This is a genomic window from Porphyromonas endodontalis ATCC 35406, from assembly GCF_000174815.1.
GTDB lineage: Bacteria > Bacteroidota > Bacteroidia > Bacteroidales > Porphyromonadaceae > Porphyromonas > Porphyromonas endodontalis.
This window is the reverse complement of sequence record NZ_ACNN01000005.1, coordinates 110,573-124,207: the sequence shown is the minus strand read 5'-3', so window position 1 is coordinate 124,207 and position 13,635 is coordinate 110,573. Positions and strand designations below refer to the sequence as shown.

Annotated in this window: 12 protein-coding genes; 4 read left to right on the top strand and 8 right to left on the bottom strand. The window is 48.4% G+C overall.

Going from position 1 to position 13,635, the window contains the following annotated elements; translation table 11 throughout:
• Positions 1–170: 170 nt before the first annotated feature.
• Both pckA and POREN0001_RS00650 read right to left on the bottom strand, forming a co-directional pair.
• The gene (pckA, locus tag POREN0001_RS00655) at positions 171–1,781 is read right to left on the bottom strand and encodes a phosphoenolpyruvate carboxykinase (ATP) (protein WP_004332229.1); all 1,611 of its coding nucleotides are present in this window, start codon (positions 1,779–1,781) and stop codon (positions 171–173) included.
• Between the two features lie 29 nt (positions 1,782–1,810).
• Entirely contained in the window at positions 1,811–3,298 is a 1,488-nt protein-coding gene (locus tag POREN0001_RS00650; protein ID WP_004332103.1) for a butyryl-CoA:acetate CoA transferase, read from the bottom strand.
• Positions 3,299–3,744: 446 nt separating this feature from the next.
• Here POREN0001_RS00650 and miaB point away from each other — a divergent pair, with 446 nt between their 5' ends.
• From miaB to POREN0001_RS08930, 3 genes are read left to right on the top strand one after another with little or no spacing between them, the layout of a single operon-like run.
• Positions 3,745–5,133 (top strand): tRNA (N6-isopentenyl adenosine(37)-C2)-methylthiotransferase MiaB, encoded by a 1,389-nt coding sequence (gene miaB / locus POREN0001_RS00645; RefSeq protein WP_004332208.1) that lies wholly within the window; start codon positions 3,745–3,747, stop codon positions 5,131–5,133.
• Positions 5,134–5,147: 14 nt separating this feature from the next.
• Positions 5,148–5,807 carry a trimeric intracellular cation channel family protein gene (locus POREN0001_RS00640; protein WP_004332262.1) on the top strand — a complete coding sequence of 220 codons (660 nt, stop codon included), beginning with the start codon at positions 5,148–5,150 and terminating at the stop codon, positions 5,805–5,807.
• Between the two features lie 21 nt (positions 5,808–5,828).
• Entirely contained in the window at positions 5,829–8,480 is a 2,652-nt protein-coding gene (locus tag POREN0001_RS08930; RefSeq protein ID WP_004332024.1) for a leucine-rich repeat protein, read from the top strand.
• A 165-nt stretch (positions 8,481–8,645) separates the two neighbouring features.
• Here POREN0001_RS08930 and rplS read toward each other — a convergent pair whose 3' ends face one another.
• On the bottom strand, positions 8,646–9,011 hold the full coding sequence (rplS, locus tag POREN0001_RS00630; protein WP_004332247.1) for a 50S ribosomal protein L19: 366 nt from the start codon (positions 9,009–9,011) through the stop codon (positions 8,646–8,648).
• 337 nt (positions 9,012–9,348) lie between these two features.
• On the opposite strand from rplS, the gene POREN0001_RS00625 reads away from it, so the two are divergent.
• Positions 9,349–9,612, top strand: a complete 264-nt coding sequence (locus POREN0001_RS00625) for a hypothetical protein (RefSeq protein ID WP_147286665.1) — start codon at positions 9,349–9,351, stop codon at positions 9,610–9,612.
• A 98-nt stretch (positions 9,613–9,710) separates the two neighbouring features.
• Here the strand turns inward: POREN0001_RS00625 and POREN0001_RS00620 are convergent, their stop codons facing one another.
• Genes POREN0001_RS00620 through POREN0001_RS00600 form a run of 5 tightly spaced genes read right to left on the bottom strand, consistent with a single transcriptional unit; the run spans position 9,711 to position 13,624 of the window.
• Positions 9,711–10,871 carry a sodium ion-translocating decarboxylase subunit beta gene (locus tag POREN0001_RS00620; RefSeq protein ID WP_004332091.1) on the bottom strand — a complete coding sequence of 387 codons (1,161 nt, stop codon included), beginning with the start codon at positions 10,869–10,871 and terminating at the stop codon, positions 9,711–9,713.
• A gap of 37 nt (positions 10,872–10,908) precedes the next feature.
• Positions 10,909–11,334, bottom strand: a complete 426-nt coding sequence (locus POREN0001_RS00615) for a biotin/lipoyl-containing protein (RefSeq protein WP_004331992.1) — start codon at positions 11,332–11,334, stop codon at positions 10,909–10,911.
• A gap of 38 nt (positions 11,335–11,372) precedes the next feature.
• A complete protein-coding gene (locus POREN0001_RS00610) occupies positions 11,373–11,564 on the bottom strand; it encodes a hypothetical protein (protein ID WP_004332205.1) in 192 nt (63 codons plus the stop codon).
• A 7-nt stretch (positions 11,565–11,571) separates the two neighbouring features.
• Positions 11,572–12,048, bottom strand: a complete 477-nt coding sequence (locus POREN0001_RS00605; RefSeq protein ID WP_004332187.1) for an OadG family protein — start codon at positions 12,046–12,048, stop codon at positions 11,572–11,574.
• Between the two features lie 22 nt (positions 12,049–12,070).
• The gene (locus tag POREN0001_RS00600) at positions 12,071–13,624 is read right to left on the bottom strand and encodes an acyl-CoA carboxylase subunit beta (RefSeq protein ID WP_004332160.1); all 1,554 of its coding nucleotides are present in this window, start codon (positions 13,622–13,624) and stop codon (positions 12,071–12,073) included.
• Positions 13,625–13,635 lie beyond the last annotated feature (11 nt).

Below are 13,635 nucleotides of genomic sequence, written 5' to 3'. Positions count from 1 at the left end.
CTGCAAAGATAAAAAAAAGAAAGTGGAGTACCCCCTCTACAGAGCAGAAAAGACGAGAAACCTCCTCTTTTTGAGCCTACTAAAGCCCCGATAAAGAAAATAGAAATCCCCAATCATCCTTAGCAAAAAGGGTAATTGGGGAGAATCCTAAGAGGATATAAGAGAAACCTTTAGTCCAGCTTTGGACCGGCTTCTACAAGCGCCTTACCGGCTTCATTACCGGTAAACTTGGTAAAGTTCTTGATGAAACGTTCGCTCAAGTCGCGTGCCTTAGCATCCCACTCAGAGGCATCCGCATATGTATCGCGGGGGTCGAGGATTTTAGAATCTACCCCGGGAAGCTCTGTGGGAACGGCAAAACGGAAGTAGGGGATCTCCTTGGTGGGAGCCTTATCTATAGAGCCATCGAGAATCGCATCTATGATACCACGCGTATCCTTGATAGAGATACGCTTGCCTGTTCCGTTCCAGCCCGTATTTACAAGATACGCTTTAGCCCCAACAGCGTTCATACGCTTTACAAGCTCCTGCCCGTACTTTGTAGGATGGAGGGAGAGGAAAGCAGCTCCGAAGCAGGCGGAGAAAGTAGGCGTAGGCTCCGTTACTCCACGCTCTGTACCTGCGAGCTTTGCCGTAAATCCGGAGAGGAAATAGTATTGCGTCTGCTCGGGAGTAAGGATCGAAACCGGAGGCAATACCCCAAATGCATCTGCCGAGAGGAAAATTACCTTGGTCGCGTGCCCTGCCTTTGAAACAGGCTTAACGATATTCTCAATATGGTAGATCGGGTAAGAAACGCGAGTATTCTCTGTTACGCTCTTATCGCTAAAGTCGATCTTTCCGTTGGCATCTACGGTTACATTCTCGAGCAAAGCATCACGACGAATCGCATTGTAAATATCGGGTTCGCTCTCCTTGCTCAGGTTAATTACCTTGGCATAGCAACCACCTTCGTAGTTGAAAACGCCATCATCATCCCAGCCGTGTTCGTCGTCGCCAATGAGCTTGCGCTTGGGATCTGTAGAGAGCGTTGTCTTACCCGTGCCCGAGAGACCAAAAAAGATAGCCGTCTCTTTGCCATCTTGGCTCGTATTGGCAGAGCAGTGCATAGAAGCACGTCCACTTAGCGGATTGAGGTAATTCATGTAGCTGAACATACCCTTCTTCATTTCCCCCCCATACCAAGTATTGAGAATGATCTGCATCTTTTCGGTGAGGTTAAACACTACAGCCGTTTCGCTATTCAAGCCAAGCTCCTTGTAATTATCCACCTTAGCTTTGGAGGCAGTCAAGATCACAAAGTCGGGTTCGCCAAAGTTGGCTAGCTCCTCAGCTGTGGGGCGAATGAACATATTCGTCACAAAGTGAGCTTGCCAAGCTACCTCCATAATGAAACGGAGTTTGAGGCGTGTATTCTCATTAGCACCGCAGAAAGCATCTACAACAAAGAGCCGTTTATTAGAAAGCTCTTTGGTAGCAATCTTTTTGAGTTCCGTCCAGGTCTCGGGAGAGATAGGCTTATTATCATTCTTGTACTCATCACTCGTCCACCAAATAGTATCGCGAGTTGTATCATCCAGCACAAAGAATTTGTCCTTGGGAGAGCGCCCTGTGTAGACACCGGTCATCACATTAACAGCTCCTAACTCGGTAAGTTGTCCCTTTTCATAGCCCGTAAGCTCGGGTTTCATCTCCTCGGCAAAAAGCGTGTCATAGGAGGGATTATACAATACTTCTACGGGATCGAGGATATTGTACTTGCTAAGATCTATTTTACTCATAATCTGATTTTTATAAATTGAGAATTGTTTTATTTGTCGAAGTCAGCCAAATGCATATCGCCCTTTTCGGCAATAGCATGGTGGAAGGCGAAGCAAGCCTTGAGGTCGTGTGGGGTCTGTCCGTTTTTCGTACGCTCTAGATATTCGTTAAGTAAGGGTCGATAATCGGGATGTACACAGTTATCTATGATACAACGAGCACGCTTGCGAGGAGACAAACCTCGTAAGTCGGCAATCCCATATTCTGTTATGATTACCTTCACAGAGTGCTCACTGTGGTCGAGATGCGACACCATGGGCACGAAGGCACTGATCCTACCATCTTTTGCCGTGGAGGGCGTTGTGAAGATGGAAAGGTAGGCATTGCGCGTAAAGTCACCCGAGCCACCAATCCCGTTCATCATACGGGTTCCATTTACGTGGGTAGAGTTAATATTCCCAAAGATGTCGGCTTCGAGGGCGGTATTGATCGTGATAACACCAAGACGGCGCACGATCTCGGGATTATTAGAATACTCTACAGGGCGAAGCAACAACTTGTCTTTGAAGAAGTCGAGATTGCTGTATATTTCTTGGATTACAGAGCGACTTACCGATAGAGAGCAACCACTGGCAAAGCGAACGCGCCCCTTTTTCATCAACTCGATTACCGAGTCTTGTATCACTTCTGTGTAAACATCAAAAGTAGGAATACCCTCATTATCGCCCAAAGAGCCAAGCACGGCATTTGCCACATTGCCCACACCACTTTGGATTGGGAGGAACTCTTTGGGAATGCGCCCGGCTACTAATTCGTCATGCAAAAAGCGAGCAACATTTTCGCCAATGGCCTTGGTTACATCATCGAGAGGGGTGAAGCTCCCTTCGTCATTGGGTTCTCTCGTCTCCACAATAGCCACTATTTTATCGGGATCTACCTTAATAAAAGGTTGCCCTACCCGATCACTAGGTTTGTAGATGGGCAATTCTTTGCGATAGGGGGGATCAAGAGGCTCTGCAATATCATGCATACCACGAATTTCCGCCGGATGACGATCGTTGAGCTCTACGATAATTTTCTTTGCCAAGCGGCATATAGTAGGCAAAATACCCACACCGGAAGTAGGGACAATTTCCCCCTCAGGTGTAACCTCAGCAGCCTCTATAATGGCCACGTCTATATCCCCATAAAACCCATAACGCAGGTCTTGCGCAAGGGAAGACAAATGCAAGTCTGTATAATCTGTTTCTCCAGAATTGATTAGAGTCCTAAGGTCTTTATTTGATTGATACGGGGCACGAAAACGCACCGCCTTGGCACGTGCAAGCATCCCATCTAGGCGATCTCCTGTAGAAGCTCCCGTAAATACTCCGATCGAAAAGGGGCGACCCGCTTTATGCTCTGCCTCAGCACGTTCTGCAATTGCTGTGGGCACTACCTTGGGGCATCCGGCAGGGGTAAAACCGCCAAAGCCCACATTAAAACCATCTTGAACGAATGCTGCCGCTTCTTGGGCAGTCATCTTTTTTTTCTCCATAGTCTGATACTTTCCTATATGCCTCCCTGTGGGAAGACTTTTTCTTTAGCCACTCTCTTAGTAGCAATATTCTATTTCTATGCGCTCTCTTTCGTACTTTTGTAGCCGAGTATGAGCATTCAAAGATACATAGTATTCAGCAAAGGCTCTCTATCCAAGGCCAATTATTTTCTCTTTGAGCCCTATCAAAGGGGTAAAATGTGGCATTTTGATTTATTTTCGTGGGGTTTTCTATCTCGAAAAGACATCCAAAGGTTCTTTCGTATAGCGATCAAAAGGGCGAACTTCCCAGCTCACCCTTTCGACATAACCAAAACCTTAACTATGAAAAATCTTACTTTTCCACTGCAAAGGTAATAACTTTCTATAAACCAGCAACGGATTTTCTCTGAAAAAGAATCCTTTCATAAAATAATAATAACACTATCCATAAGCTGTCTTTCAAAATGCAAAAAGACGAATCTCTCCAGACTACAAAGAAGATCCATATAGAGACCTATGGTTGCCAAATGAACGTGGCAGACTCCGAAGTCGTTGCCGCAATCATGGAAACTGCGGGTTATGAAATGAGCGACTCTCCCGATGATGCAGATGCGATTCTCATTAATACTTGTAGCGTAAGAGAGAATGCCGAAAAAAAAGTTCTCAACCGACTTGAGCATTACAATCAACTCCGTCGTAAACATGGCAAACCCTCTATAATAGGAGTGCTGGGCTGTATGGCAGAGCGTGTACGGCAAGAACTGATAGAGAAGCACGGAGCCGACATTGTGGCAGGTCCCGATGCGTACAACGATCTCCCCAACCTCTTCGCTGCCGTAGAAACAGGGGAGAAAGCAATAAACATAGATCTATCTCGCACAGAGACTTACCGAGATGTAATTCCGCTCAAGCTCGCAGGGCTACATATTACCGGCTTTGTGTCCATCATGCGTGGATGCGACAATTACTGCACCTATTGCATCGTTCCCTACACTCGCGGACACGAGCGAAGCCGTGAGGTAGAGAGCATTTTGCGAGAGATTGATCACATGGTAGAGCTGGGCTACCGGGAAGTAACCCTCCTTGGGCAGAACGTGAATTCATACCGAAGAGAGGCTGCAACACCCGATGCTCCCCCTTTCGACTTTGCCGATTTGCTGCAAGCCGTAGCAGAGCGAGCCCCCAAGATGCGCATCCGATTTACGAGCCCCCACCCCAAAGACATGAGCGACAAAACCATTGCTGTGATGGCTCGCTATCCCAATATCTGCAAGCAAATACACCTGCCCGTACAGAGCGGGAGCAACCATATCCTCAAGCAGATGAAACGCGGCTATACCCGAGAGTGGTACCTCGACCGCGTGCGAGCTATCCGAGAGGCCATGCCCGAGTGCAGCATCGGCACCGACATGTTTTGCGGATTTTGTGGCGAGAGCGAAGAGGACTTCCAAGAGACGTTACGACTGATGCGGGAGGTTGCTTTCGATAGTGCTTTCATGTTTAAGTATAGCGAACGCCCCGGCACATTCGCAGCCAAACACCTCCAAGACGACGTGCCCGAGGAGACCAAGATACGTCGTCTCAATGAGATGATTGCATTACAAAACGAACTCAGTCTCGCCTCCAACAAACGTGATATTGGGAAGCAATTTGAGGTACTCGTGGAGGGCACGAGTAAGCGATCTCGAGAAGAGCTTTTCGGGCGTACATCACAGAATAAAGTGGTAGTATTCCCCAAAGAGCAGGCTCGTATTGGGCAATTCGTAGTCGTAGAAATACACGATGCCACAAGTGCAACTTTACTTGGGAAAGAGGTCCATTTGCCCCAAGAAGAACTATCTAATACACCCTAAATTCGCTTTTGGTTATGAGCATTTCCATCTCCGAGCATAGTATTACAGAATTTGTCCGCTGGGCAGATTACCTCGGCACCTTTGCCTTTGCCATCAGTGGAACCCGTCTGGCTGCCGCCCACAGATTCGATTGGTTTGGCGCGTTTGTTATCGGACTTGTAACGGCCGTTGGTGGAGGTACTATCCGCGATGTTATGCTCGACCTCCCCGTCTTTTGGATGATAGAGCCCTCTTATATACTCATTGCCACCCTAGCGCTGTTTGTTACCATAGTGCTCCGCCATTGGCTCGTGCGGATCAATAACACCGTATTTATCTTCGATGCTATCGGCTTGGGGCTCTTCACGGCCGTAGGCGTTGCCAAGAGTTTGCATGCCGGACTACCTTGGTGGATTGCCCCTGTAATGGGTACCGTAACAGGCTCTTTTGGCGGGATATTACGAGACATTCTTATCAACGAAGTCCCCCTGATCTTCCGTAACGACTTCTACGCCATGGCTTGCGTGATAGGCTCTTTTGTCTACCTTGGCATACTATACTTGGGTTGGTCTGCCCCTGTTGCCCAAGCGGCAACAGCCCTCACCGTAATGATCTTGCGAATCCTTGCAGCGCACTTCCACTGGAGTATCCCCGCGCTAAAACCCCATCTAGACGACCCAACATCTAAGAAATAATCAACCCATATCCCCCTTATTATGAGTAACAAAAAAATCCTTTTACTCCTCGTGAGTTTTATTACAGTTCTCTGTAGTAGCCAACACTCCTTGGCACAGATCAAACTCACGCCCTTGGACGAAAACGCCTTCGCACAGAGCAATCTTCAACTCGTGCTTGACGGCAACAAAGAGGTTGCCCTACTCTCTAGAGAGTGTGTTGTACTCAATGGGAAAGCAGAGATTATGCAACTCGTTTACCTCCCCAAAGCAGATCGTACAATAGACTTCTCTCAAGCCTATATTGTACTAGGCGAAGTTGGGATAATTAAATTTTTGGAAGATGGAACTGTCACCGCCGTCCTTTTTGATCAAACGGGGCGAGACGGGTTCTTTATTTCCAAAGATGGTCAATGCGGTTATACTCCCATACCCGATGCAAAAGATGCAACTCTACTCCCCTATATACTAGAGGATAAACGTGGAGAAGAGACGGAGACCTATGCTGTGGTAAAGCTCGGGAATAAAATATGGATGCGCGAAAACCTACGCACCGCCCTATTCCAAGATGGTACTCCCATCAAGACCGGCCTTGACAAAAAAGACTGGGAAGCCACAAAGGCTCCTGCCGTAACTTACTACGATGGCGACGCCTCTAACCGCGCAGCAATGGGCGCACTCTATAACTGGTATGCCGTAACTGAGACTACAACGCCACTCGCGCCTAAGAGCTGGCAGGTCCCCTCCGCCGATGATTGGAGGGCTGTTGTCAAATACCTTGATCCCAACGGATTTATGCCCGATGAGTACGACAATCCCTCAATCCTCTCTCTAACCGCCGGAGAGATGCTCAAGAGCAAGGAGGGCTGGACCCACTCTCCCACAGGCAAACCAGAGGATGTCTTGGTGGGGAACAACCTATCTCAACTCGACATTAAGCCCTTCGGTAGCACCTCTACGAGTAAGTATTTCAACGGCTATTCGGGCAAGGGGCTTCAGGCCTACCTCTGGAGTTGTACACAGAGTGACTATGAAGCCACCAAGGGCGAGTTCTTCAGACTATTCTGGGATCAGAAGGTGGCAAACTTCTTCTTCGAAGATAAGTTTATGGGCTACTCCGTTCGTTGTATCCTAAATACCCCTATCCAACTTACCGAGGCACAGCCAATTGACCCCACGGCTCTCACCTTGAATGTAACAACAGCAGGCACACTCGCCTCGCAACTCTCCGAAGAACATAAGCAATCGGTGAGCAAACTCACACTAAAAGGATCTCTCGATGCTCGTGACTTTGCCGCCCTCCGCCAGCTCTCCAAACTCAACAAACTGACTCTCGAAGAGGTAAAGATCGAAGCCTATCGAGGGGATGGCGGTCCTATCGCAGGAGTCAAAAAATATCCCGAAAACGAAATACCTGCCGAAAGCTTCAAGGGGAATGTTACACTATCCTCCTTCAAAGCAACGGGAGAGATTAGCTCTCTAGGTGCTAATTGCTTCGAAGGTTGTGCTCGTCTAAGTCAAGTAGTACTCCCAGAAGCTCTTACCGAGTTTAACGGCAGTAACTTTAAGAACTGCACGTCCCTTCAGACCCTTACCCTACATGGTGGCATCACAGATCTTGGAGCTTCTACCTTCGAAGGCTGCAGTTCTCTCGCTACCATTACACTTCCCAGTGAGATAGAAGAACTTGGAGACTCGCTATTCAAAGATTGTAAATCGCTCTCCTCTATAACCATCCCCGATAGCGTTACCTCTATCGGCATGAGTGCCTTTGAGAACTGCTCTGCACTAACGCAAATTGAGCTCCCCGATGCCGTAGAGACCCTTGGCATGTTTGCGTTCCAAGGTTGCACGGCCCTCCAGACGGCCACCCTCGGCAATGGAATCTCCGAAGTAGACTATGGGACATTCCTCGGAGACTATGCCCTCAAGAGCGTGACACTACCCAATAATCTGGAGACGATCGGGGCTTTTTCGTTCCAAGGATGTACGGCACTAAAGACTCTTACAATACCCCAAAAGGTTAAGAAGATTGCCAATGGGGTCTTCCGTAGCACAGCTATTAAATTCACCCTTCCCGAGGGCTCTCTCTTTGAAGTAAAGGACGAGATGCTCCTCAGCAAAGATGGGAAAACGATCTACTACGTACCCAATACTTTCAGGGGCGAAGTGGTAATTCCCAATGGCATAGAGACCATCAATGGAGCTGCTTTTGCCGACTGCAAAGGCGTATCTAAGGCACATCTTCCGGCTTCCATCCGTGAGATTAAACTCATGGCATTTGAGAATACATCGCTTTATCAGCTGACCCTAGATGTTGTAAATCCCTCTGACATAAAACTTGGAGAAGATGTTTTTGGTAAAACCATGGACTACTCTCGCTGCGAACTATTCGTTCCCGAGAGCTCAGTAGAAGCCTACAAAGCGGCTGAGCCTTGGAAGCACTTCGACATCAAAGCCTCTACGGCTCTCTCATCTCCTGCCTCGGATTTCTTCCAAATTAGCCTCGAAGGACGCACCTTGCAGCTCCACACATCACAAAGCTCTTCATTCTCGATCTTCTCTACAGATGGGGAAATGCTTCTGCAAGGATCTCTACAAGCAGGTAGCAACCCAATAGATACGGCACAGCTACCCAGCGGCGTTTACCTCCTGAGTGTTGGCAAGAATAGCCAACTCATCCTACTACCCTAAGACGGCTCCTTGAGCTAAACGAATAAGCCCTCTGCCCTCCGACCTTGTGAGCGCAGGGGGCTTTCTCTATCCCGACATCCCCTTCGGATAAAAAGAAACCGCCCAAGGATTGCTCCTTAGGCGGCTCCGAAAAGTCTTCTTTCCCTTAGCTGGGGGAGAGAGTCTTTACTTAACGCTGGCAGAAAGTTTGCGGCGTTCTTTGATACGTGCTGCGCGACCCATACGATCACGGAGGTAGTACAACTTAGCACGACGCACCTTACCATGCTTTTCTACTGTGATGTTTTCGATGAAGGGGCTATCGTAAGGGAAGATACGTTCTACACCTACTTCGCCAGAGATCTTGCGAACGGTGAAACGACGCTTCTCACCATGACCACGGAACGAAATAACTGTTCCACGATACTTCTGGATACGTTCTTTGTTACCTTCTTTGATGCGATACTCAATAGTAATAGTATCCCCAACGGTAAACTTAGGATGCTCTTTACCCGACTTAAATTCGTCGTTGACCAACTTAATGAAGTCCATACACTCTTTCTTTTTTAATTAGTACTCTTACCAAACGCAATGTAACGAGCTGCAGAAGAAGTGCCCCAATCAGGAAAACCCATCGTCTCGCCAGAGATTGCGCAAAGCCCTGCAAAGGTACAACATTCCAACCAAATAATTCACCTACTAGGAACAACAAACGGAGAGAAACAACTATTTTTGCGAAAGGATTAAAATAGAAATACAACCAAACAACATGAGCAAATTTAAATCTATTATCCTTGGAGGCTTTTTTGCCTCCTCCCTACTGCTAACTAGCTGTAGCACACTATTAAGTCTATCGGATTCGTACACCTTCTCTAGAGCGAAGCTTGGCATGACCCGCGAACAAGTCTATAAACAAACGCGTTTGCGCCCCGTAAAGGTTGCCAAGCACCTTGACAAGGATGGTTCGGAAATAGAAGTCCTTTACTTCAAGACACTGATGAACGAGTGGGACAAAAGCGCAGCTCACATCTATGCTAACCAACGACTTGTTTTTCGAAATGGCAGACTTATAGCCGTGGAGCAGGGCGAGGAACAAATCGTGTACAAGCACATTTCCAATAATGGAGTAGGCATCTCTGTTGGAGTGCAGTAGAGAAACAGCCTCCTCACCTTCTCCCATAGGTGATAAAAAAGAACCCTCTCCTACCGCAAGTGGTAGGAGAGGGCTTTTTCTTATGCTAGGCTCAAAACTTAATTTGCACCGAGGAAGCCCAAAAGCACCCCAGCGGCGAGAGCAGAACCAATTACCCCGGCTACGTTGGGGCCCATGGCATGCATGAGCAGGTAGTTGGTAGGATCATACTCAAGCCCCACTATCTGAGAGATACGAGCCGAGTCGGGCACTGCCGATACCCCTGCATTACCAATAAGAGGATTGATTTTGCTCCCTTTCTTCAAGAAAAGATTCATCACCTTTACAAAGAGAACCCCCGTACAGGTAGCAATCACGAAGGAGAGAGCCCCTAGCCCGAAGATCTTAATCGAATTGACCGTTAGGAACTCCGTTGCCTGCGTTGAGGCCCCAACCGTTACCCCAAGTAGGATGGTAATGGTATCGATAAGGGGGCCCTTGGCCGTATCGGCAAGACGTTTGGTCACACCACTCTCCTTGAGCAAATTACCAAAGAAGAGCATACCCAAAAGAGGAAGCCCCGAAGGTACCAAGAAAGTTGTGAGCAAAAGACCTACAATGGGGAAGACAATCTTCTCTGTTTTGGAGACCGCACGCGGAGGCTTCATCCGTATCAAGCGTTCCTTCTTTGTGGTAAGAAGGCGCATGAAGGGGGGCTGAATGATGGGGACCAATGCCATGTAGGAGTAAGCAGATACCGCAATAGCTCCCATAAAATGAGGGGCGAGCTTGGACGAAAGGAAGATAGCCGTAGGCCCGTCTGCCCCACCGATGATACCAATAGCCCCTGCTTCGTTGGGAGCAAAGCCCCAAAGAAGAGCAAGCATATAAGCCCCAAAGATACCAAACTGCGCTGCCGCCCCAATGAGCATGAGCTTGGGATTGGAGATAAGAGCCGAGAAGTCGGTCATCGCTCCGATGCCCAAGAAAATAAGAGGAGGATACCAGCCCTGCCGCACCCCTTGGTAGAGGATATTGAGCACAGAGCCCTCTTCGTAAATACCGATCTGCAGACCTGCATCCTTAAATGGGATATTGCCGATGAGCATACCAAAGCCAATAGGGATGAGTAGTAGGGGCTCAAATTCGTAGCGAACGGCTAAGAAAATGAAGAGAAGCCCTACAGCCAGCATCACCCAGTGCCCTGTGGTTGCATTGGCAAAACCTGTAAAGGAGAGGAAGGTCTCAAGATTATCGACGAGGAAACTACCGAAACCCATGATTGTTGTTACGTTTTATTTATACTGAGAGGTGATCTTACCCAATCACCACAATGTCTGTACCCTCGAGTATCGACTCTCCTTTTTGTACTTTTACTTCGAGCACCTTACCTTCGCGGTCGCTATTGATGTTGTTTTCCATCTTCATAGCCTCTAGCACAGCTACTTTCTGACCACGTTTTACTACGTCGCCCACTTGTACTACCACATCAAGGATTACCCCTGGTAGTGGAGCCTTGATACCGCCCTTGCTACCGCCACCGGCAGAGGGAGCCGAAGCCTTAGGAGCCGAAACCACCGGGGTTACTCGCTTCACTACGGGACGAGGAGTTTCTTTTTTCTCGGTAAGCAGCTCTACTTGGTAGGTAGTGCCATTTACCTCTACTTCTGCCTCTTTTTCTTCGAGTTTATTGAGCTTAACGGCATACTCATTGCCGTTGATTTTGTATTTGAATTCTTTCATTTTGCAGGGTTGTCTATCTCTCTAATAATATAATAATTTCAATGCTCCTTGATGGAGGGAACGCTACGCACGATCTGACTTTTAAGTGCCCAAGCTGACGCGACAGAGGGTCTCCGTATGGTAAGGCGCATATCCGTAGTATCGTGCATGTAATCTGCAAGAGACTCCGTAAGAGCCAAGCCAATTGCGGCAAGCACTTCTGGAGAGGGAGTGGTAGGAGTTTGTTTCATAATAATATTATCTTCCGGCAACTGAGGCGCGACGAGGTACCCCCGAGACACGCTGATTAAAGGCCTTATTGCTCCAACCCGAGGGGGCGTGAGACTGTGTATGCGTGATGGTTATCAGACCACTTTCTTCGTCGTGCATACCACCGGCAGCCTCATAGAGAGCCATACCAATAGCTACGGCAACCTCGGGAGACATTCCATTTTTTTGGGTAGGAGCTACCACTTTCTTAGGAGCATTTTCACGCCTTCTATTACGTGCCGAGAGGTGTTGCGAAAATTTCCCTACCCCCTTAAAGCATAGATAAAGCACGGCGAGGCCAAAGAAAACCACGAGCATAGCCGTGATGGTCATCACAATGCCAGAGGGGTCTTCTGCGAGAAGTTCATTAGCCTTAGACTCGCTCTGAGCCAGCAGCGATAGGCTCGAAAGGACTATCGCCGAGGCTAGTATAGAGCAACGTCTTAGTAAGCGATTTACTTGCATAATCTCTGTGGAAAGGAATCGATCAAAGAGGCAAGTTATCGTGCTTCTTGGCGGGGAGGCTCTGACGCTTAGTGCGGAGTTGCTCCAACGCCCGAATGATGCGGAAGCGCGTATTGCGTGGTTCGATTACATCGTCGAGGTAGCCATACGATGCCGCTGTATAGGGATTGGCAAAGGCACGACGGTATTCTTCTTCCTTCTCTAGGGCAGCCTTGGCAGGATCTTCTGCGGCAGCCACTTCTTTAGAGAAGACAACTTCTACAGCTCCCGAGGGCCCCATCACGGCAATTTCTGCACTAGGCCAAGCGTAGTTTAGGTCGCTACGCATATGCTTCGAGCCCATTACAATGTAAGCCCCACCATACGCCTTGCGAAGAGTTACTGTTACCTTGGGCACAGTAGCCTCGCCATAAGCGTAAAGGAGTTTAGCCCCATGTGCAATTACGGCGTTGTACTCTTGACCAGTACCCGGGAGGAAGCCCGGTACATCCACTAGGGTAACAATAGGGATATTGAAAGCATCGCAGAAGCGAACAAAGCGAGCTGCCTTGCGAGACGAGTTGCTATCCAAGCTACCGGCCATCACCTGAGGTTGGTTGGCTACAATACCAGTACTCATCCCATTAAAGCGTGCAAACCCCACAATAATGTTGCGAGCGTAATCGGCATGTACTTCGAGGAATTCTCCATTATCCACCACAGCCCCAATCACTTCGTACATATCGTAGGGACGGTTGGGCTCATCGGGGATAATCTCGTTGAGGAGATCTTCTTTGCGATCTACAGGGTCGGTACACTCTACGAGAGGTGCCTCTTCCATGTTATTTTGAGGGAGATAGCTCAAGAGGCGACGGATAAGCTGGATACCATCCTCTTCGGTATCTACGGCAAACTGAGCCACACCGCTCTTTCCGGCATGTATATCAGCTCCACCAAGCTCCTCTTGGGTTACATCTTCGCCCGTTACGGTCTTTACCACTTTTGGTCCCGTGAGGAACATGTAGCTCGTACCACGCACCATTATATTAAAGTCTGTAAGAGCAGGAGAATACACGGCACCACCGGCACAAGGGCCAAAGATTCCCGAGATTTGGGGGATCACACCCGAGGCGAGGATATTGCGTTCGAAGATTTCGCCAAAGCCACAGAGGGCGTTTACTCCCTCCTGAATGCGTGCACCACCCGAGTCGTTAAGTCCGATTACAGGTGCGCCCACCTTCATGGCAAGATCCATCACTTTACAGATCTTCTGTGCGAGCATTTCTCCCAAGGCTCCACCCAATACGGTAAAGTCTTGTGCGAATATATATACGAGTCGCCCATCTATGGTACCACTCCCCACTACTACGCCATCGCCAAAAAACTTCTTTTTGTCCAAACCAAAATTGGTAGAGCGATGGAGGGCAAACATATCAATTTCTTCAAAACTACCCTCGTCTAGCAGCATAGCAATACGCTCTCGAGCGGTATATTTACCCTTGGCATGCTGTGCTTCGATGCGCTTTTCGCCACCGCCGAGGCGAGCCTCTTCGCGCTTAGCGATCAGTTCTCTCGTTTTTTCTAATTGTTGACCCATATAATTATCTC